The organism is Rothia sp. CCM 9418 (assembly GCF_048512825.1).
Lineage (GTDB): Bacteria > Actinomycetota > Actinomycetes > Actinomycetales > Micrococcaceae > Rothia.
In genome coordinates this window covers 75,808-97,271 of record NZ_JBLXXX010000002.1, presented here as the reverse complement: position 1 = coordinate 97,271, position 21,464 = coordinate 75,808, and the positions used below count along the sequence as shown (strand labels likewise).

Below are 21,464 nucleotides of genomic sequence, written 5' to 3'. Positions count from 1 at the left end.
CAACCAAGAAAAATATCCATGGAACATCACCACGCTTACGCCCAAATTTTACGTATCGCAGAGCCACAAGACCCATATATTCACCACGCCATCGAGATTCTAGGGGCACCTCAAACCGCATACATTCTCAGCCGTAAAACACCACTAAAGTTTAAAGAATGGCAAAAAGCTCTGTCCCAAAGCCACTCATCTATGAGCGAAACACTCCACAAAAGCTCCGAAGAAACATACCTAGCATTACAAGAAAGAATTCAGCGCTGGTCTCAACGAGCCGAAACTCTTAGCCCTGAACAAGAACACCGTTCAGCACAAAGCCTCAACAGCTGGATTTGTACACCTGAAGACGAGGACTGGCCTGAAACGCTCAACGACCTCGGCAGCTCACGACCCTACGCTATATGGGGACGAGGCGAACGAAAACGCCTACAAGAACTACGGCATATACCCGCCATCTCTGTTGTTGGTTCCCGCGAACCGACCCAATACGGGCACAGCGCAACTAACCATATCGTTCAAGACCTCGTAGCAACAAAAACACCTATTATCTCTGGGGGAGCCTTAGGAATAGACGCTATCGCACACAACAAAGCGCTAGAAGCTTCGCTCAGTAACCTGCCAACCATTGCGCTGATGGCCTGCGGAGTAGACCGACCCTACCCGAAACAACATCAACAACTACACGAACACATCATCAACCGAGGGCTACTCCTAAGTGAAGTATCTTTGGGAACGCCACCAACACGATGGCGGTTTCTCCAAAGAAACCGCATCATCGCTGCCCTCAGCGAACTCACCATCATCATCGAAGCACGCTGGCGTTCAGGCGCACTAAACACCGCACACCACGCCCTCGAACTAGGCCGAGAACTGCGAGCCGTACCCGGATCAATCTTTAGTCCGACCTCACAAGGATGCCACAAACTACTACGTGAGGGACTCGCACAACCTATCACCTGCGCCCAAGAAGTTATCGAAGACTTGCACCTAGAAAATTTCTCCGCCACATTAAACACCGAAAACATACAACACCTAGCAAAAGAACCTCTACTAACAGAATTACACCAACGCATCTGGGACGTACTACCATTACAACAAGGCATAAGCATCGAAAAAATTAGTATGCTCATTGGAACTAACCCACGAAATATTATGAGTGCGCTCGGATACCTTAGCCACCACCAACTCATCGAAAACACCAATCATCTCTGGCATAAAAAGAAACGGTAGAATCAACAGAAGAGAGCCAACAGAAAAGGAAAACACCGTACATGGAGAACACCAAACCCATAGAAACGGAAGATACCCTACGCCTGGAACCATCCACACATTTAGAAGAACAAATCTTCTCACAACTAATCGAGAACTTCACACGATACTTACGCTACGAAAAATTTCGTTCCGAAAACACCATCAACTCCTACCGTAGCGACCTTAAAGCATTCTTCACCTACGCCCAAGAACAACGCCTACACAACATTAACGACGTTGACCTCAGCTTCCTACGTGCGTGGCTCTCTCACCAACACGAATGCAGCCAGTCCCGCAACTCTACCGCACGAAGGCTCTCCACCCTAAGAGTTTTCTTCTCATGGGCCAAAGAAGAAAACTACATCCACCAAAACCCGACGCTAGCAATAGCAACCGCCAAAAAAGAACACCGACTACCTACCGTCCTCACTAAAGAACACCTTCAAACGCTCTTTAGAGAGCTGGAAGAACGACTTACCCAAAACCCACACGACCCACACACGCTAAGAACCTGCGCTGTTATTGAACTCCTCTACGCTAGCGGACTGCGAATTTTCGAACTATGCAGCATCAACCTCTCGAGTATCGATAGAACACAACGCACCCTAAGAGTCATCGGTAAAGGCAACAAAGAACGAATTGTCCCCTTCGGGAAACCCGCACTAGAGGCCATCGAACAATGGATACGTTACGGGCGTCCACAATGGCTCAAAAATTCAAAAGCACCCATCGAAGAAGCCCTTTTTATCGGGCCGCAAGGTGCTCGCGCAAATCCTCGACAACTACGTGAATGTATTAACCAGCTTTTAGCTCTTTTAGAAAACACCAATGCTCGTGGTGCACACGTCTTTCGCCATAGTGCAGCAACCCATATGGTTGATGCTGGCGCTGACATTCGCACAGTACAAGAACTTCTAGGCCATAGCTCTCTTGCCACAACACAAATTTATACGCATGTCTCGATGGAAAGACTCACTGCAATCTATGAAAAAGCGCATCCGCGCTCATAAACTGAGGTACTCTACTACTAGTAACCAAATGAAATGCCGTCTACGGGAAGTGTCCTATGACAAGTGGGGGAATACTCTATATCCATGCAGTACCTGCTGTGGCTATACCACACCTAAAATGGTCTCTAGAAAACCTTATTGACGGTTTATCTTCCATCACCTGGGAACAACAAACCCAAAAACCTGAATATTACTGTGCCGCCTTGGAATGGAGCGGATCCGAAGAACGAGCTGCGCAAATCACCTCAGCTCTGATACCACTCAAAAAAATTTGGTTTGAAGTGAGCTTCTACGGTGACGAACAAGAACTGCCAAGCTGGTGGATGTACACTCCTGAACTTGGAACATTCTATGCCCTTACCGACACTGCCGGAAATTTTCTGATGAGTGAAGACCGTGTACGTTCCATCTACGAACAAAGTGGTGGGGAGCCACACGAACTCTTACAGCTTTTTTCTCAGGCACTTGGTGAACCTTGGAATAATGAGCTTGAACCACTTCGAGAAAATAACTTAGAACGGCAACCTCCCGTCCTGCTAGAACGTCACGTTAACCTATAGTTCCTTTTCAAAAAATACGCCGGCTTTTAGCTTCTTATCTGTGATGAGGTGAAGCTAAAAACCGGCGTATTTTTATCAGGATAAGGCTTTATTCTTCAATAGAACGGAACGCAACTACTGCGTTATGCCCACCAAATCCGAAAGAATTAGACAGGGCCGTAATCTTTCCAGCTGGTAAATCACGTGCCTCCGTAACGACATCTAAATCAATTTGAGGGTCTTGATGCTCAAGATTAATAGTGCATGGTGCTTTACGATGAAAAACAGCTAATACTGTCAAAACAGCTTCTAAAGCACCAGCTGCCCCAAGAAGATGACCGGTCATTGATTTTGTTGCAGAAACTGCAATGTGTTTCGTGTGGTCACCAAAAACTTGGTGCAAAGCGGAGGACTCAGGAACGTCTCCTACAGGGGTGGACGTCGCATGAGCATTAACATGAACTACTTGTTCAGCATCAATATTGCCGTCAGCTAAAGCCTGATTCAATGCACGGACTGCTCCGAGAGCTTCCGGATCGGGAGAAGTAATATGATACGAATCAGCAGAAACACCCGTTCCCGCTAATTCTGCATAAATACGTGCTCCACGAGCTCGAGCGTGTTCTTCTGACTCAAGAATCAAAGCTGCACCACCTTCGCTCATGACAAAACCATCACGATCCACATCATAGGGACGTGAAGCAGAGACCGGATCATCATTGCGAGTTGACAGGGCCTGCATCTTAGCGAAAGCAGCTAAAGGAAGTGGATGAATGGCTGCTTCGGCGCCACCTGCGATAACGACATCAGCTTTTCCACTACGAATCATCTCAACAGCAAGACTCATCGCTTCAGTTGAAGAAGCACACGCAGAAACCACCGTTTGTGCTGCTGCACGCGCATTGAGCGCCATAGAAACAGCTGCCGCACAACTATTAGGCATGAGCATAGGAACAGTAAGCGGCAACACCCGACGAGGGCCTTTTTCTCGGAGTGTGTCCCAAGAATCTAGAAGAGTCCACACTCCGCCAATTCCAGTTCCGAAAGCAACTCCAACGCGCTCAGGATTAAGTCCCTGAGCATCTTCTGCGTTATCTGCGCTAAAACCTGCATCTTCCCAAGCCTCTCGAGCTGCAACAAGAGCAAACTGTGCAGAGGGATCTTGACGTTTTGCTTCAACCTTCGTCAAGCGGCCTGAATCTAGGGGAGCAGCAGCTGCTTGCCCAGCAATATAGACAGGCAGCTCGTAACGTTCTACCCAATCTTTATCAAGTTGTTTAATCCCCGAAACCCCGTTAAGGGCGTTGTTCCAAGTGGTGCTAACATCTCCGCCGATGGGAGTGGTTGCACCTAAACCGGTGACCACGATTTTTCGAGACATGTGCATACTTTCTTCTAGAATTGGATAGTTCATAGAAAAAGACGGACGCGGAACATCAACCAAGGAGGAACCGCGTCCATCTTTTGACATGAGCTAGTTAGCTTGCGTTCGCGATGAAATCAACAGCGTCGCCTACAGTGACGAGGTTCTGTACTTCTTCATCGGGGATAGTAACGCCGAATTTTTCTTCAGCGTTGACAACGATGGTCATCATAGAGATGGAATCGATGTCGAGATCTTCAGTGAAGGACTTTTCGCGCTGTACATCAGCAACCTCAACACCGGTTTCTTCGTTAACAATTTCTGCAAGACCTGCAAGGATCTCTTCTGTGTTAGCCATGGTGGCTCCTTTTACTTATTAGTAGGCAATCATGATTATTGAACCATGAATGCAGTTTTTCTCCCTGATGGAGGGACTAACATCGTCTGCACCGTAGCACATCCGAAAACTAGGGGATTAGGGGAGGACAACAACCTGAGCTGCAAATGCTAAGCCTGCTCCAAAACCAATCTGTAAAGCAAATGTACCAGAGAGCTCTGGACGTTCCTTGAGTAATCGATGAGCCGCTAACGGAACTGAAGCAGCAGAAGTATTTCCCGCTTCTACAATGTCCTTAGCAACAATGACGTTTTCAGGAAGTTTAAGAGTTTTTGCTAACTGATCGAGGATACGTTCATTGGCTTGGTGAGCAATGAGAGCGCCTAAATCTTCTGGATTAATTCCTGCGGCTTTGACCGCTTCTTGAGCAACTTTTGCCATCTCCCACACAGCCCACCTAAATACAGAAGGGCCGTCTTGTCGCAGGGTTGGCCAAATTTTTTCTCCCTCTTGTACGGGGTTTTTAAGGAAATCTCGATTACGTAACTCTAGAAGAGAATGCGTCATCCCTACAGTTCCCCATCGGGAACCATCTGAACCCCAAATAGTAGGAGCAATTCCGGCAATATCGCTACGTCCAACAACGGCTGCACCTGCGCCGTCTCCAAGAAGGAAGGAGATAGACCTGTCTGTGTTATCAATAAAATCGGTAAGTTTCTCAACACCAACGACGAGAACATTCCTTGCCATACCTGAGCGAACTAATGCGTCAGCCTGAGCAATGCCATAACAGAATCCTGCACAAGCAGCTGAAATATCATAGGCGGGGGCTTTTGACCCAATGCTATCGGCAACAAGGGTAGCTAATGATGGGGTCGCGTAAGGATGCGAAATTGTTGAAACAATAACAGCATCAATTTCCTCTCCTTCTACGTGAGAGTTCTCAAGAGCATCAGCTGCTACACCGCAAGCCATATCTTGTACAGAAATGGCTTCACTTGCTCGTTGTCGTGTGCAGATGCCGGTGCGCTGTTTAATCCATTCATCTGAAGAGTCGATGGCTTCAACTAGCTCACTATTAGGCACTGACAGGTCAGGGCGAAAAGCTCCATAGCCAAGAATTCGTGAAAATTGTTGTGGCTGGTATTGGTTAAGAGTTGTCATAAAAGTTTTTGCACCTACGCTGTTTTAGGCCTGTGAAGCCTCTACTAGTAGTTTTAATTCTTCTGGGGTATTCAACGTTACGCGAGAAACCTGAGGAATAGCTCTACGAACTAAGCCAAGAAGTGTTCCTGCCGGAGATAGCTCAACAGCTGTGTGCACACCATACTTTTTCAGAGATTCCATGCACAAGTCCCATCGAACAGGAGCTGTTACCTGTCTGACAAGACGCTCTATACATTCTGTTCCGGTGTCTAAGGTTGACCCATCGTAATTTGAGATAAGGATTCCTTGTGGGGCTGACGGGCTAATAGTCTGCGCGTATTCGTTAAGCGGTGTTTGTGCTGGTTCCATATAGGGGGTGTGAAAAGCTCCAGCTACTTTAAGGGCAATAACACGGGTTTTAGCTGGAGGGTTGTGCGCTAGATTCTGGAGATTTTCTTCAGCACCAGCAGCAACAATTTGTCCGGCACCGTTCATGTTAGCAACATATAATGATGCTTCCTTAATGGCTTCAGTGATGCTTTTCTCATCTGACCCAAGAACTGCTGCCATACCTGTTTTTTCTTCGGAGGCAGCCTGCGCCATGCCGTGTGCTCGTACTCGAGTAAAGGCCATTGCTTCGTCTTCTGTTAGAACGCCGCTGAGGGTTGCAGCTGTAATCTCTCCAACGGAGTGACCTGCAAAAACTATATTTTTTTGAAGGTTAGATGTGGCTTTTAGGTAACGTGTTCCAGCAATAATGCCAGCAGCAACAATAAGAGGCTGGGCGATAGCAGTATCTTTAATGGTTTGTTCGTCAGCGACTGTTCCGTAATGGATGAGGTCGAGTTCTGCTGCATCAGAAAGCTTCTGAAGATGGGCTTGCACTCCAGGAAGTTCTAGCCATGGTTGAAGAAAACCTGGTTTTTGTGAGCCCTGTCCAGGGCAGAGAACTGCAATCATGGAGTCCCTCTCCTCTAAAAATCTGTGTTGATACGAGAAAACGTTCAACACGCTCTCACCAAAATCCTACCTATGTTATGCGAATAAAAGAGTGCCTATTACCTGTATAAGAGCAAGATATTTCGTATTCTGATGGATATTTTTTAAGTTCTTTAGACTCTCCGTTCAACTAAAGCCTTTGAAAAGTTATCATCAAAAACTCTGTACAATGCAACGTCAAAGTCAACGAACAAGACAAGGCGGGCTGTTCTCTTCCCTAATCGGAGAGAACAGCCCGCCTTGATGAATGTTCATGTATTAAAGGAATGACCCTTTAGCACATGTCACTATTACTCAGCGTTTTGCGCCAGTGTTGCAGGAGCATTGACATCAAGCTGATACTTAGCGAACGCTTGAGCTGGAGCTTCTGCAGGAACTTCTCCGCGCTTTGCAAGCATCTGCAAGGTGCGTACAACGATGGACTCTGCGTCAACGTTGAAGAAACGACGTGCACCAGCACGGGTATCAGAGAAACCGAAGCCGTCTGTTCCCAGGGTTGCGAAATCGTTAGGAACATACTGGCGAATGCCATCCATCAAATCAGAGTTGTAGTCAGACACTGCAACAATAGGACCAATCGCACCATCAAGCTGCTGCGCAACGAATGGTACGCGAGGTTCTTTTCCGCTGAGGAAAGCTTCACGCTCAGCTTCAATACCGTCACGGCGGAGGTTAGTCCAAGAAGTGACAGACCAAACGTCTGCAGAAACTCCCCAGTCTTCAGCCAAAAGCTCAGATGCTTTCATCGCCCAAGGAACGCCAACACCAGAAGCTAGTAGCTGAGCTCGAGGTCCTTCAAGCTGGCTTTCTTTGACTCGGTAGATACCACCGATAATGCCTTCAACGTCAACATTCTCAGGCTCTGCAGGCTGAATAATGGGTTCGTTGTAGACAGTGAGGTAGTACATGACGTCATGGTCTTCATCTTTTTGACCGTACATATGCTCGATACCGCGCTCAACGATGTGTGCAATTTCGTAGCCATATGCTGGATCATAATGAATCACAGATGGGTTCTGTGACGCCAAGATGGGTGACTGCCCGTCCATGTGCTGTAGGCCCTCACCGGTAAGGGTAGTACGACCTGCCGTACCGCCGACGATAAAGCCACGAACAAGCTGGTCAGCTGCTGCCCAGAATGCGTCACCAGTGCGCTGGAAACCGAACATCGAGTAGTAGATGTAAATCGGAACCATAGGAACACCATGGGTGTCATATGAGGAGCCTGCCGCTGTCAACGCAGCGACACCGCCAGCTTCGTTAATACCAACGTGCTGAATCTGACCGGCAGGAGATTCCTTGTATGCAAGCATGAGCTCACGGTCTACTGCAAGATAGTTCTGGCCCAAGGGGTTGTAAATCTTTGCAGAGGGGAAGAAAGAATCCATGCCGAAGGTACGTGCCTCATCGGGAACAATCGGCACGATGCGCTTACCAAAGTCTTTTTCACGCATGAGGTCTTTCATCAAGCGAACAAAAGCCATGGTGGAAGCAGCCATCTGCTTACCGGAGCCCTTCTTAGTGCCCTTGTATGCCTTTTCACCAGGGAGTTCAATTTCTGGCTGAATCTGGCGACGTGCTGGCAAGAAACCGCCTAGTTCTTGGCGGCGCTTGAGCATGTACTGAATTTCGGGGGCGTCCATACCAGGGTGGTAGTAAGGAGGGTTGTAAAGATCTTTTTCAAGCTCTTCATCAGAGATGGGGATGCGAAGGTGATCACGGAAAGCTTTGAGGTCTTCCATGGTGAGTTTCTTCATCTGGTGGGTTGCGTTACGGCCTTCAAAGTGAGTGCCGAGACCGTATCCCTTAATGCCCTGAGCCAAAATGACGGTGGGCTTACCCTTGGTCTCCAAAGCAGCCTTGTATGCGGAGTAGACCTTCTGATAATCGTGTGCGCCTCGCTTGAGTGCCCAGATTTCGTCGTCGGTCATATCAGCAACGAGTTCTTTGGTTTCGGGTGTCTTGCCGAAGAAGTGCTCACGAACGAATCCGCCGTCTTCTGCCTTGTAGGTCTGGTAGTCGCCGTCGAGGGTTTCGTTCATAATGCGAACGAGTTCGCCACTCTTATCTTTTTGGAGGAGCGAATCCCATTCACGACCCCAAATAACTTTGATGACGTGCCAGCCTGCGCCACGGAAGAAGGACTCAAGCTCTTGGATGATCTTTCCGTTACCGCGTACAGGGCCGTCAAGACGCTGGAGGTTACAGTTGACAACGAAGGTGAGGTTATCCAACTTGTTGTTTGCTGCAACCTGTAGTGCGCCACGCGATTCGACTTCGTCGAGTTCGCCGTCACCGAGGAATGCCCAGACATGCTGTTCTGAGGTGTCTTTGATACCGCGGTCGTGGAGGTAGTGGTTGAACTGTGCCTGCCAGATAGCGTTGATGGGGCCTAGGCCGAGTGAAACGGTTGGGAACTGCCAGAATTCTGGCATGCAACGGGGGTGCGGGTATGAAGGGATACCTTTGTCGCCCTTGGTTTTTTCTTGGCGGAATCCGTCGAGGTGCTCTTCAGTGATGCGTCCTTCGAGGAATGCTCGCGCGTAGTTACCGGGGGATGAGTGTCCCTGCCAGAAGATTTGGTCGCCTCCGCCGGGGTGTTCTGGGCCTCGGAAGAAGTTGTTGAGACCAACTTCGTAGAGTGTCGCGATGCCGGCATAGGATGAAATGTGTCCACCAACGCCGATGGTTGATTTTTGTGCGCGCTGAACCATGATTGCTGCGTTCCAGCGTAGGTATGCGCGGTATCGGCGTTCCATCTGCTCGTCGCCAGGGTATTCAGGCTCTTGGTCAACGGGGATGGTGTTGATGTAGTCAGTAGTAGTGACCATTGGCACCTCGACACTGCGGCTGCCTGCTCGCTGCAATAGAGAGCGAACGATGAACTGTGCACGTTCAGTGCCTTGGGTTTCTACCAGTTCGTCGAAAGATTCTAGCCACTCGGCTGTCTCTTCGGTGTCGGTGTCTTTGAAGCTATTGGTGAGTGCGCTTAAGACATGGTCGTTTGTATTGGAGGGTCCCACTAGTCAACCTCTCTTTGTTGATGTTTATAGGGTGTGGCGTGTGAACTGTTAGTACAGTTCGTGCCTTCCTCGGTACAGACTATCGAGTTCTCGAAGGTCTGATACTTTCTTCTTCTATGTTGTCACACCTGCACCGTTTTTTAGCCATTGTGGGGGGATACTTCCACTAAAACGCTGGGTAGTTTGAGTCACATCGTTGCTTGATTCTAAGAAATGTGGCGAAAATTAGCGTGTTTAGTTGCTTATTTGTTCGTTGCCGTGTTCAGTTGTGTTTAGGAATTAGCGGTATATGTTTCGACATATACTGAGCTGATTCTGATAAGTGTATGACGGATATATGTCCGGTTTATTTTCAGGAGGATGTCAGTGAGCGAGACCAAGACCGCTGCGGAACAAGCAGTTGTCCAACTTGGTTTCAAGGATGGGGATCTCATCCAAGAATTTGGGTATGACGATGACGTGGACTTTGATCTACGGGATGCGTTGATGGATCATATTGGCTCGGATCTTCTTGACGAGGATGATCAAGACGTTGTTGACGGAGTTCTTCTTTGGTGGCGTCAAGAATACGACGCTTTTTTAAGTGATGCTCTCGTTGATACGTTAGTGAACCTAGATGAGGGGGGAGTTATTTGGCTTCTCACTCTTAAGCCTGGTAGGGAAGGGCATCTCAATCCTGCGGATATTCGGTCTTTGAGTGGCACTGCTGGATTGTATCCGACGTCTAGTATTACGGTTGGTCCTGACTGGATTGCTACGCGTTTGGTTGCGAGGCAACGTTAGTTTTATATGGTGAGCGAGGTAGTGTGCGAAGGAAGCGCCTACCTCGCTTTTGTGTAAAGAATTGATTGTTTTGGCTTGTTGTAGCAATGTTTTAAGCACACTTGGGTAAATGTGAGCTAGAACATGCTGTTTTGAGTTGCGCCCTGAGAATCTTTCTGTGTATAGTTTTATATGTCGCCGCGGGAGATAAAGAATCGCAGTGATAAGGGTCTTTAGCTCAGCTGGTAGAGCGCCACGTTTACACCGTGGATGTCATCGGTTCGATCCCGGTAGGACCCACAAAATCAAGACCTTGCTTATGGCAGGGTCTTTTTTTGTATCTTAAGGAACATACTGTGAACTCCTATAAACCACGGCACCTCAGTGCCGTTATCATGGGCCTCGTCTGGCTTCTCATCTCCCTATACTTTTTTACTCAAGATACATACACGGCCATGTGGTCAATGTTTGCAGTATTCTCCGCACCTTTGGTGCGTCTTATCCTTCTGGGTATTGCTGACCGACCGGATAGAGTGATAACACTCTCAAAAATTTGTGCATGTAGAGTGCTGACATAGGGGTAACAATGTTCGCTTGCAAAAAAGTGAAGTCAATAAGTACCCATCTGCACGGTCGAGAGCTTAGAGTTAAGCTATGACTGAAAAAAATGCTGCACAGAAGGCACAAATCGGCGTCACAGGTCTTGCTGTGATGGGCGCAAACCTTGCTCGAAACCTTGCTCGTCATGGATATACCGTGGCTTTGCACAACCGCTCCGTTGAAAAAACTGACGCACTTCTTCAAGAACATGGTGACGAAGGTTCATTCATCAGAACAGAAACCTTGCAAGAACTTGTTGACTCCTTGGAATCTCCGCGTCGCATCCTCATCATGGTTAAAGCAGGTGCTCCTGTTGATGCGGTGATCGCTCAACTTGTTCCACTTCTAGATAAAGACGACATTATTATTGACGGCGGTAACTCTCATTTCCCCGACACCATGCGTCGTGAACGAGAACTTGCCGAACAAGGTCTGCACTTTGTTGGCGTTGGTGTCTCTGGCGGTGAAGAAGGAGCTCTTCTGGGGCCTTCTATTATGCCTGGTGGCTCTGCTAAATCTTATGAATCTGTAGGTCCCTTGCTCGAAAGTATCGCAGCTAAAGCTCCTGACGGGACGCCCTGCTGTTCTTGGATTTCTACCGATGGCGCCGGCCACTTTGTGAAAATGGTTCATAACGGTATCGAATATGCCGATATGCAGGTTATCGGAGAGGCCTATGACCTTCTTCGTTCAGTGGCGGGGGTAGAACCTGCTGAACAAGCAGAGATCTTCAAGTCGTGGAATAACACTGAATTGAACTCTTATCTCATCGAAATTACATCTGAAGTTCTAGCTCAGGTTGATGCTAAGACAGGTAAACCTCTAGTTGACGTTATTGTTGATGAAGCTGGTCAGAAGGGAACAGGACGTTGGACTGTTCAAGCTGCTCTAGACCTTGGCTCACCCGTTACCGGCATCGCAGAATCTGTTTTTGCGCGCGCACTTTCTTCTTCCAATACGCAGGCTCGCAAAGAAGCTCAAAAAGAATTACCAGCAGGACTCATCAACACGACGGAGATTCCTGCCGGAGACCCCGCGTTCATCGAGGATGTGCGCAGAGCGCTCTTCGCATCAAAACTTGTATCATATGCTCAAGGCTTAGACCAGATTGTTGCTGCCGGAAAAGAATACGGTTGGAATCTTCAACTCGATAAAATCGCTAGTTTGTGGCGTGCCGGCTGTATTATCCGTGCAGAGCTACTCGGCGAGATTATGCAAGCTTACTCTCAGGAGCAACAGCCTGTTAACATGCTTCTAGCGCCAGGATTCAAATCTCTGATGGAGTCTTTACTTCCTTCATGGCGTCGCGTTGTTTCTCAAGCAACAGCATTAGGTATCCCTGTTCCGGTCTTTGCCTCATCACTGTCATACTACGACGGGCTACGACGAGACCGCCTACCGGCAGCTCTCATTCAAGGGCAACGCGATTTCTTCGGCGCACACACCTACGCACGAGTAGACAGCGAAGGAATGTGGCACACTCTATGGAGCGGTGACCGTTCTGAGATTAATGCAGCGGATTCACACACCCACTAGTAGTAGGTATATTGCTGCTTCATCATGATTGAGGCCTATCGCCTCATAAAATATCTAAGGTTCCGCACCACTAACATGGTGCGGAACCTTAGATATTTAAACTCGATTTTTTCTATAACAAGTATTTATATCCACATGGCTGGGTCAATATACTCTACAGGATCAACGAGTGGTTTTTTCTTCTCTGGAGTACGAGGCTTAGAACGTGCTGGAATACCCGTAATGATGGAATCTGCGGGGTGATCATGGACAACTACTGCATTGCCTCCAATCGCAGAATCATCACCGATATAAATCGGCCCAAGAACTTTTGCACCCGCCCCAATAGTGACCCTATGACCAATAGTAGGATGACGTTTTGTCTTTTCTAAAGACCGCCCACCCAAAGTCACTTGGTGATAAAGCATGACGTCATCACCAATTTCAGTTGTTTCTCCAATAACGATACCCATGCCGTGATCAATGAAGAAACGACGCCCAATTTTGGCTCCAGGATGGATTTCAACGCCCGTGAGAAACCGCGCAAACTGGGAGAGTGTACGAGCTACTAACTTAGTGTGTTCTTTTTGCCAGAGACGATGAGCAATACGATAAAACCACACTGCGTGCATCCCTGAATAGTTAAGGATAATGTCTAAGGTATTGCGTGCGGCAGGGTCATGCGTGCGCACGGTTTGTATATCTTCTTGTAGCCGTTTGATGAAGCTCAATGAACGTCTTTCTGGAAATGCTGAAATATGTACGTTCAGTACAACTGTTGTACTATAACAGGTTATTCCCTAAGACTAATATTTTTAGGACGTTCCACAAAAAATAGCCTATCTGAGGGAACCGCTAAACATATGATTCCCTGCAGATAGGCTATTTTAGAGGAGCCTTATATTAGCTACGAATGTCCTCATATAAGATGGTGGAGATATAGCGTTCACCAAAGTCTGGGACTATCGCAACGATAAGCTTATCTTGGTTTTCAGATTTCTTTGCTTCTTCAAGAGCCGCCCATACCGCTGCACCGGCAGAGATACCTCCAAGAATGCCTTCTTGAGTTCCAAGAGCTCGTGACGTAGAGACTGCATTTTGGGTGCTTACTGGAATGACACGATCATAAATATCGCGGTCTAGAGTATCAGGAACAAAGTTTGCTCCAAGACCTTGAATCTTATGAGGTCCAGCGGTACCACCGGATAATAGTGCAGAATCTTCTGGCTCAACGGCTATAACCTGAATATGAGGGTTTTTTTCTTTAAGAAACTTCCCTGTACCAGAGACCGTTCCTCCCGTGCCAACTCCAGCAACAAAGATATCGACTTTTCCTGCTGTATCTTCCCAAATCTCGGGACCAGTAGTGTTGTAATGAATTTCAGGATTAGCGCTATTTGAGAACTGTGAAGCAAGAATTGCGTTCTCTGTTTGTTCAACAATTTCTTGGGCTTTTTCTACTGCTCCACGCATACCATCGGCCCCGGGAGTTAGAATAATTTCTGCACCGTAGGCACGAAGCATAACGCGGCGTTCATTAGACATTGTTTCTGGCATTGTGAGGATAACTTTATATCCACGAGCTGCACCAACCATTGCCAGAGCAATACCGGTGTTTCCAGAAGTACCTTCAACAATAGTTCCGCCAGGTTGTAACTTCCCTGATTTTTCTGCGACATCAATAATTGCCTTACCGATACGATCTTTTACGGAATTTGCGGGGTTGTAGAATTCGAGCTTGACAGCAACATTGCCTGGCAAATCTGCATCAAGACGGTTAAGTTTGATGAGGGGAGTGCCACCAATAATTTCTGTAACATTCTGGTATATCTTCGACATAGGTCCTCTTCTGATTTTCTTGAGAAGTTCTATCACGTATGTATCACTTTACGGGGTGACTCATAGATTTATATCAACTCTGAAACATATCGTAACGTTATTATTGGTCTTTGAGATATGAGGAAAATGCTTGTCGAGCTTTAGACACTTTTGGATTAATAACGGCTGAGCAATACCCTTGTTCTGGGTTCTTCGCATAATAATTTTGATGGTAGTCTTCTGCCTCCCAAAAGGTTCCCAACGGTTCAACAACTGTGACGATAGGTGAATCCCATAGGTTTTGTGCTCGTTGGATAGCCTGAGTTATGAGCTGATGTTCTTCATCTGTCGAATAAAACAGCGCAGAACGGTATTGTGAACCAACATCTGCACCTTGCTGATCCCAACTGGTTGGATTATGAGAAGCCATGAAAATATCAAGGATAATATCTGCTGGAATTATCTGAGGGTCAAAATGTACTTTGACTACTTCAATATGCCCGGTATTCCCGTCACATACTTGAGGATATGTGGGGGAAGATAATATTCCTCCTGTATATCCAACAACGCAATCGGTAATTCCTCGGAAATTTCTTAAAACTGCTTCTAAACACCAGAAACAACCTCCGCCAAGAACGAGAGTCTGCACCGTTACCACCTTATTGGTCTCAATATTTTTACTGTTATATCTAGTGTACTGCTGAGATGAGAGCTAAAGTTCTGTATCTTTTGGTTGGTTTTGGTATATGTTGATGCTTAGAACTCATGAGACGATAAGAGTATGACAGAGCAAAAAATACCTTCGCTAGAACATGTGGTTCGAACTTTTCATGAGTTGTTTCCTCCTCATCTATCTGAAAGTTGGGATGCTAGCGGTCTCATCTCGGGAAGAATGAAACAGCCTGTGCGTTCTATTGGGTTTGCTGTAGACGCTACTGTTGCTGTGGCGCGTGAAGCTGTGCAACGTGGAACAGATGTATTGATTACTCATCATCCTTTGCTATTGCGGCCTGTGCATTTTATAGCGGATGATACGTATAAAGGAGAAGTTTTACAGACTCTTATCGAGGGACAATGTGCTTTATTGGGTGCTCATACGAATGTTGATTCTTCACCGTTGGGCACGAATGATGTTTTCATGAAGCTTCTTGGCATTGAGCAGGCACAAGTGCTCAGTGACTCTCAATATGTTGAGATTGATGGGCAAGAGCATTGCGTAGGCATTGGTCGTATCGGTGAGCTACCAGAACCTATGACTTTAGAAGATTTATCCCATCGTATTGCTGACTTTCTTCCTGCGACGGCTGGGGGATTGCGTGTAGCGGGGCCTAGAACAGCGTATGTTCAGAAGATTGCACTGTGTACAGGTGCTGGTGACTCTCTGCTCGGTGAGGTTCGCAAGCAGGGCGCGGATGTGTATATTACTGCTGATTTAAGACATCATCCTGCCTCAGAGTTCCGTGAAGGCGCTTCCTTGGCGGGTGGTTCACCATACCTGATTGATTGTTCTCATTATGCTAGTGAAAGTCTTTGGTTAGAGGGGGTTGGAAGAGTTCTACAACAGAGATTATCTAAACAGGGATACGATATTTCTTTCTACGTTTCTGAGCTAAATACTGATCCATGGGATTTTGTGGTTTCTACCGGTAATGTTGCTGGTTCTGCAAGTACTTTTTAGCAGAATTCTGTAGGGAATGCACTGAAGAGGCCTTGTTGTAAACATTCATGTTTACAACAAGGCCTCTTCGTTTTGTCTTACTCGCTTAGGATTTTATGAACGAGTTTGACGGCGTGAACGGGCAACGAGTATGCCACCTGCAGCAGTCATAAAGAGCGCTGACAGGGCAAGACCTGTTACGTGGGAGCCAGTGTAAGCAAGTTTTTTCTTCTGTTGAACTGCTTCATGGCTATGAACTGGCTCTGCTGGCTGAGTTGGCTCTGCTGGTTCAGCTGGCTCAGTGGGTTCTGCAGGCTGAGTTGGTTCTGCAGGCTGAGTTGGTTCAGCTGGCTCAGTTGGTTCAGCTGGCTGAGTTGGTTCAGCTGGCTGAGTTGGTTCAGCTGGCTGAGTTGGTTCAGCTGGCTGAGTTGGTTCAGCTGGCTGAGTTGGTTCAGCTGGCTCAGTTGGTTCAGCTGGCTCAGTTGGTTCTGCAGGCTCAGTTGGTTCTGCAGGCTCAGTGGGTTCTGCAGGATCAGTTGGTTCAGCTGGCTCAGTTGGTTCAGCTGGCTCAGTTGGTTCAGCTGGCTCAGTTGGTTCAGCTGGCTCAGTTGGTTCAGCTGGCTCAGTTGGTTCAGCTGGCTCAGTTGGTTCAGCTGGCTCAGTGGGTTCTGCAGGATCAGTTGGTTCAGCTGGCTCAGTTGGCTCAGTTGGCTCAGTGGGTTCTGCAGGCTCAGTAGGTGTTACGGCTTCTTGATTCTTGACAAGACGAGTCAAGAACTGCTCATCATCATAATCACTATTACGCACAACAGTTGGCATAATAATGTCGCCATTTTCCATGACTACAGTAAGAGGATTATCCTGAGCAGTGCGCTCCATATTAGGAACGCTTAACTCCATAACAGGCTCATAATTGCTATCAAACCAAACAACCTTGCTATGAGTTCCGTCCAAGACAGCAACACGATCGCCGTCAGAGAATACTGACGCGATGGAAGAGATATCTACAGGAGGAACCTCAGTTGGTTTAATAACAGAGAACTGGCCATTTTCATAACCGAGTACTTGCCAACGAGAAGAACTTCCCCAGAAACCATTCCAACGGAAAATAGTTTTTCCATCATCAGAAGTTCGAACGTTGCGCATGCTCGCTCCAAGACCTTCTGCAGGCTGTGCTTCTGCTATCTCGTATACAGGGGTATCTGTATTAGAGAACTGCAAAATGTGTCCACGAAGAATGTACTCATTACCTGTTTCTTCGTAAAGACTGGTAGAAGGTGAAAAAACGAAGGAACCATCAGCTAGAGGCTCAAGAATGCGTGAATTATTAGTCCACTTATCACCGTAATAATCTTTGACAGAATATGCCTTTACACCTTTAAGTGCAGGAGAAACCTCGTAAGGGTCAGGCAACTTGTGAGAAGAAACAGTGCCAGAGGCATCCACAAACTGGATGGTTCCGCTACCTTCATCATCAACAGTGAGCAAAGCTAAACTATCGTTGAAAGGATTGTAACCCAAAGCAGAGACACGCTCATTTTCAGGAGCAACAAGTCCATCAACAACACCATCATTTACGAGTGTGCCGGACTCATTAACAACGAATTTGTCTACTGCGCGAGTTTCGGAGTTAACTACATAGAAGATTCCACGATTTGCATCAGTGGTGAACGGCAAAGATTTAACAGTTGGAACCTCAATTGAAGATACTGGCTCCATAGTTTCGGTATCAAGAACCGTGAATTTAGGAGCGGAATCTCCCCAATACTCTGCGTATCCATGGACGACGTACTTGCCAATGCGTGAAGCTTTGTGAACGTCACTGTAATCTAGGCCAGTATTCCAGCTCTTGCCAATAGAGTAGTCTGATTCTGCAACTTTGACAGTCTTTCCCTGATAAGAAAAACTCAACGGAGCCAAAGCGGTGCCCGCGTTGTAGAAGTTGGAGAATGCGTGAGCACCTTCTTCAGTAAGTTCCGTTGCGATATTATCCCAAACGACAACACCATCATTTTCAGACTGTGTTGCGCCATCCAGTTTGAGGTCTGCCATAACAATGCGAGAAGGGCCCTCAATTTGCTTGGACTGATAATTGCGGGTACGCACGACAAAGCTGAGTGTAGAAGTTCCTTCTGGGTTGAGCACAATCTGAGGCTCAGAAAGAGAAAGATCCAATTCGCAGGTATCTACATTGTCAGTATCTGAACAATGAGATGCGAAACGAACCTGACCAGAACCAGTAATGGTTGTTACACCATCTTTTTCTTCAACTTCGTTAAATGGGAAGTTGTAGATTCCGTTTTCTTCAGTAACATCGTCGCTGATGCTGTAGTGTCCTCCAACATAAGAGATAAATGAAGGACGGATTCCCCAGTGCATCGCACCAAGTTGCTGAACTTGGGCGTCACTGGCGATAACTGCTGTTGCAGGGGCGTTTTCTTGTGCGAATGCTACCGCAGCCGCGGGGACAAGAAGAGCTCCAGCAAGGCTCAGCGCACAAGCTCTGCGCTGAAAGTTCTTAAAAGAGAATGAGTGAGGCAAAATGGGCCTACCTTTAGAAATGTGTCGGATAAGGACAGCCTTATCTTACACTTAACTAAAGTTTAGATTCTATAGTTTCGAACTAAAATTGTCCGGTAAAAACAGATATGTTCTTTTGGTGTGTTTTATCCCATGAAAACTAGCGAACTACGAGAGTGAGAATACCTGCAGACTTTGCTGTGGCAGGGGAAAACTCAATTTCCCAGTCCTTGGACAATTCATTTATCAGCTCGTCTAGGACATTAATCTCAGTTAAGCCTTTCTGGACAAGGTATCGTCCTAGCTCACCTCGATAATGCTTAGCCATGTGGGAGACAACCTTACGTTCATTGCCTTCAAGAACTTTCTCAACACGAACGCTTAAAGTCCGCTCTACCGGCGTAGGATAAGCCTTCACATATGCTGCAGATCGACAATCGATAACCAACTCGCCGTCATAGTGACGGTTCAAGACTGTTGGAAGTTCACCTTTCCAATACTTTGCAAGATCTCCAATCTCACCAAGCTTTACACCCATAGACAACCTATATGCAGGAATAACGTCCGAGAAACGGACAGCTCCCCAAAGAGCAGAAATAATCACCACAGAATTGATAGCGCGTTCTTGAGCCTGCTCATCTAGAGAAGAAAAATTAAAAGCTTCAAATAATACGCCACTATAAACTTCAGACGCTTGAGCTGCAGGCTCTCGCCATAATCGTGTGTTGCGCTCTACTTCTTGAGTCAAGGATGCCCCTACCTTAAGCTGAGCCAAAGCACCCTCAGAATCGCTGACTATCTGGAGCTGCTGCATCAACTCCTCACGTGACTGAGTGAGCTCAGGAAAACTCAAATCCGCTAAATCGACAGTTCGATCTGTATTTTGAGCTGTTTTGCCTTCTGAAGGAGGAAATAAAATAAGCATGCTTTAAGTGTAGTAGAATCAAGGTACGAACGGGACGTTCAGGCAATTGCGTGGTAAACCACCACGAGGAAAGTCCGGGCTCCATAGCACAGAATGGTCGATAACGTCGACTCAAGGTAACTTGCAGGAAAGTGCCACAGAAAATAGACCGCCTAGAACTCTAGGTCAGGGTGAAAAGGTGGTGTAAGAGACCACCAGTGTTATAGGTGACTATAACAGCTTGGTAAACCCCATTCGGAGCAAGGCTAAATAGAGCACGTAGTAAGTAGTGCGCTGAAGTGCTCGGGTAAGCTGCTTGAGCCTAGAAGCAATTCTAGGTCTAGATGGATAATTGCCACTTAACATTAAGTACAAAACCCGGCTTATCGAGCGTCCCGTTCGTACCCCGCTCAGATGGTTGGATTTCCACTTTTAATGGCCAAAAGGATCTGGGTCAACCCCCGGCAGCCATGAATTCCCCTCCATAGTCCACCCTTCACGTTTAATAACTTTTTTAGCTTTTGCTGTCCACTTCTTATTAAGACGATTGACATATAGTTTGCCATCTAGATGGTCTGTTTCGTGTTGCATCACCCGGGCAAACCAGCCAGTTGCTTCAAACTCAAGGGGCTGACCTTGGGCGTCAAGACCTCGAACCCCTACCCATTCTGCTCTTTTGAGAGGGAATCCATATCCAGGAAATGATAGGCAGCCTTCTTCTTCCTCGTCAGGGTCAGGGTCAGCAGAGGAAATTTTTCCAAGAGTTAGTACCGGATTGATAACAACACCTAGGGGAGGGACTCCGTCGTCATTATCAAACTTATAAGTAAAAAGTCTGAGTCCTACGCCAACCTGCGGGGCAGCGAGCCCAACACCGTGAGAAAGTTCTTGAGTCTCATACATGTTGTCAATCAGCTCGGCTAAGGTGTCGTCGAATGCTGTGACAGGTTCTGCTCTTCGGTGTAGAACAGGGTTTCCATGAATAACAATGGGAAGGGTTGTCATCAAAACTCCTTAACGTGGAATCCTAGAAAATAGCAACATATAGTAAAAGGGTCGTTACGGCTAATGCCATAACGACCCTTTCTCTGGGGTGATCGACGGGGGTCGAACCCGCGACCTCCTGGACCACAACCAGGCGCTCTGCCAACTGAGCTACGACCACCATAAGCTACTAACCCAAAGTGTTGTATAAGGACTTTGTTTTAGCAACAGATAATAGCTTACCGACTAATACGATAAAACCAAAACTGAAACAGTGTGATGCTTAACACTGTTTAGGGGTTTGCGAAGAAAACTCTTGAGCAATTTTGGCGGATTCCACGGAATCAGGGCCCGGAGCTGGAACAAAAACTGTCCGACGATAGTACCTTAACTCGTTAATAGAATCCCTAATATCTCCCAACGCGCGATGGTTCCCCGTCTTCTGTGGAGCACTATACGCAGCAGCAGGGAACCACCTGCGAGCAAGTTCCTTAATCGTAGATACATCAATCACCCGATAGTGAAGATGCTCAATGACCTCTGGCATATCGCGGGTCAAAAAAGCCTTATCTGTTCCCACAGAACTGCCACCTAGCTGAGCTTTGCCTGCAACCGGAACAAATCTTTTAATGTACTCAAGCACCTGAGCTTGAGCTTCACTCAACGAAAGACCAGAACTAAGCTCCTTAAGCAGGCCAGAATTTTCGTGCATATTCCGCACAAAATCGTCCATCTGCTCAAATGCTTCTGGTTCAGGCTTAATGACAACATCTAACCCGTCATCAACAATATTCAGCTCAGCATCAGTAACAATAACCGCTACCTCAATGAGAGCATCCTGCTGCAACGACAGTCCTGTCATCTCACAATCAATCCATACAATTCGTTCATTAGAAATAGACACAAACTCTAATCTACTCTCAAGAACGAAGAAAAAGAAAACCTTAACTAAAAACTTCTCAAGAATTAGCTGACGCATCTCGTAGCCCATACTGCCAAAAACAAATAACAGGTAAAATTAACGTCAATAACCGGCACC

General features: G+C 47.0%; 18 protein-coding genes, 2 tRNA genes and 1 other RNA gene. 8 read left to right on the top strand and 13 right to left on the bottom strand.

The genetic code is table 11. The features are described 5' to 3' along the window. Positions 1-18 precede the first annotated feature (18 nt). Genes dprA through ACN083_RS03175 form a run of 3 tightly spaced genes read left to right on the top strand, consistent with a single transcriptional unit; the run spans position 19 to position 2,818 of the window. Entirely contained in the window at positions 19-1,227 is a 1,209-nt protein-coding gene (gene dprA, locus ACN083_RS03185; RefSeq protein WP_419101380.1) for a DNA-processing protein DprA, read from the top strand. A 41-nt stretch (positions 1,228-1,268) separates the two neighbouring features. Next, positions 1,269-2,258 (top strand): tyrosine recombinase XerC, encoded by a 990-nt coding sequence (locus ACN083_RS03180; protein ID WP_419101379.1) that lies wholly within the window; start codon positions 1,269-1,271, stop codon positions 2,256-2,258. A 56-nt stretch (positions 2,259-2,314) separates the two neighbouring features. Beyond that, complete coding sequence (locus ACN083_RS03175) at positions 2,315-2,818, top strand: DUF3145 family protein (RefSeq protein ID WP_419101378.1); 504 nt, start codon at positions 2,315-2,317, stop codon at positions 2,816-2,818. An 88-nt stretch (positions 2,819-2,906) separates the two neighbouring features. On the opposite strand, the gene fabF is transcribed toward ACN083_RS03175, so the two are convergent. The 5 genes from fabF to aceE all read right to left on the bottom strand — a co-directional run bounded on the left by fabF (position 2,907) and on the right by aceE (position 9,665). Further along, a complete protein-coding gene (gene fabF / locus ACN083_RS03170; RefSeq protein WP_419101643.1) occupies positions 2,907-4,178 on the bottom strand; it encodes a beta-ketoacyl-ACP synthase II in 1,272 nt (423 codons plus the stop codon). A gap of 97 nt (positions 4,179-4,275) precedes the next feature. Then, on the bottom strand, positions 4,276-4,518 hold the full coding sequence (locus ACN083_RS03165; protein WP_419101377.1) for an acyl carrier protein: 243 nt from the start codon (positions 4,516-4,518) through the stop codon (positions 4,276-4,278). Positions 4,519-4,635: 117 nt separating this feature from the next. After that, positions 4,636-5,661 carry a beta-ketoacyl-ACP synthase III gene (locus ACN083_RS03160; RefSeq protein ID WP_419101376.1) on the bottom strand — a complete coding sequence of 342 codons (1,026 nt, stop codon included), beginning with the start codon at positions 5,659-5,661 and terminating at the stop codon, positions 4,636-4,638. A 24-nt stretch (positions 5,662-5,685) separates the two neighbouring features. After that, positions 5,686-6,603: an ACP S-malonyltransferase gene (locus ACN083_RS03155; protein ID WP_419101375.1), complete on the bottom strand. Its 918-nt coding sequence runs from the start codon at positions 6,601-6,603 to the stop codon at positions 5,686-5,688. Between the two features lie 329 nt (positions 6,604-6,932). Next, positions 6,933-9,665, bottom strand: a complete 2,733-nt coding sequence (aceE, locus tag ACN083_RS03150) for a pyruvate dehydrogenase (acetyl-transferring), homodimeric type (protein ID WP_419101374.1) — start codon at positions 9,663-9,665, stop codon at positions 6,933-6,935. A gap of 366 nt (positions 9,666-10,031) precedes the next feature. Between aceE and ACN083_RS03145 the strand changes: the two genes are divergently transcribed. The 3 genes from ACN083_RS03145 (at position 10,032) to gndA (ending at position 12,563) form a co-directional block, all read left to right on the top strand. After that, on the top strand, positions 10,032-10,448 hold the full coding sequence (locus ACN083_RS03145; protein WP_419101373.1) for a DUF3052 domain-containing protein: 417 nt from the start codon (positions 10,032-10,034) through the stop codon (positions 10,446-10,448). 206 nt (positions 10,449-10,654) lie between these two features. Further along, positions 10,655-10,727 (top strand) — tRNA-Val (locus ACN083_RS03140). A 354-nt stretch (positions 10,728-11,081) separates the two neighbouring features. Continuing rightward, positions 11,082-12,563 (top strand): NADP-dependent phosphogluconate dehydrogenase, encoded by a 1,482-nt coding sequence (gene gndA, locus ACN083_RS03135; RefSeq protein ID WP_419101372.1) that lies wholly within the window; start codon positions 11,082-11,084, stop codon positions 12,561-12,563. 125 nt (positions 12,564-12,688) lie between these two features. On the opposite strand, the gene epsC is transcribed toward gndA, so the two are convergent. From epsC to msrA, 3 genes are all read right to left on the bottom strand, one after another. Then, a complete protein-coding gene (gene epsC / locus ACN083_RS03130; protein ID WP_419101371.1) occupies positions 12,689-13,273 on the bottom strand; it encodes a serine O-acetyltransferase EpsC in 585 nt (194 codons plus the stop codon). Between the two features lie 172 nt (positions 13,274-13,445). Beyond that, on the bottom strand, positions 13,446-14,381 hold the full coding sequence (gene cysK / locus ACN083_RS03125) for a cysteine synthase A (protein ID WP_419101370.1): 936 nt from the start codon (positions 14,379-14,381) through the stop codon (positions 13,446-13,448). A 100-nt stretch (positions 14,382-14,481) separates the two neighbouring features. After that, positions 14,482-15,009: a peptide-methionine (S)-S-oxide reductase MsrA gene (gene msrA / locus ACN083_RS03120; protein ID WP_419101369.1), complete on the bottom strand. Its 528-nt coding sequence runs from the start codon at positions 15,007-15,009 to the stop codon at positions 14,482-14,484. A 132-nt stretch (positions 15,010-15,141) separates the two neighbouring features. Between msrA and ACN083_RS03115 the strand changes: the two genes are divergently transcribed. After that, complete coding sequence (locus ACN083_RS03115) at positions 15,142-16,038, top strand: Nif3-like dinuclear metal center hexameric protein (RefSeq protein WP_419101368.1); 897 nt, start codon at positions 15,142-15,144, stop codon at positions 16,036-16,038. A gap of 93 nt (positions 16,039-16,131) precedes the next feature. On the opposite strand, the gene ACN083_RS03110 is transcribed toward ACN083_RS03115, so the two are convergent. Together ACN083_RS03110 and ACN083_RS03105 are read right to left on the bottom strand one after the other, a co-directional pair. Then, on the bottom strand, positions 16,132-18,558 hold the full coding sequence (locus tag ACN083_RS03110) for an HtaA domain-containing protein (RefSeq protein WP_419101367.1): 2,427 nt from the start codon (positions 18,556-18,558) through the stop codon (positions 16,132-16,134). A gap of 139 nt (positions 18,559-18,697) precedes the next feature. After that, the gene (locus ACN083_RS03105; RefSeq protein ID WP_419101366.1) at positions 18,698-19,462 is read right to left on the bottom strand and encodes a YaaA family protein; all 765 of its coding nucleotides are present in this window, start codon (positions 19,460-19,462) and stop codon (positions 18,698-18,700) included. A gap of 30 nt (positions 19,463-19,492) precedes the next feature. On the opposite strand from ACN083_RS03105, the gene rnpB reads away from it, so the two are divergent. Beyond that, positions 19,493-19,843: RNase P RNA component class A (gene rnpB, locus ACN083_RS03100), an RNA gene on the top strand. A 30-nt stretch (positions 19,844-19,873) separates the two neighbouring features. Here the strand turns inward: rnpB and def are convergent. From def to orn, 3 genes are all read right to left on the bottom strand, one after another. Beyond that, positions 19,874-20,446, bottom strand: a complete 573-nt coding sequence (def, locus tag ACN083_RS03095; protein WP_419101365.1) for a peptide deformylase — start codon at positions 20,444-20,446, stop codon at positions 19,874-19,876. 84 nt (positions 20,447-20,530) lie between these two features. Continuing rightward, positions 20,531-20,606 (bottom strand) — tRNA-His (locus ACN083_RS03090). 102 nt (positions 20,607-20,708) lie between these two features. Next, on the bottom strand, positions 20,709-21,329 hold the full coding sequence (gene orn / locus ACN083_RS03085) for an oligoribonuclease (RefSeq protein WP_419101364.1): 621 nt from the start codon (positions 21,327-21,329) through the stop codon (positions 20,709-20,711). Between the last annotated feature and the right edge of the window lie 135 nt (positions 21,330-21,464).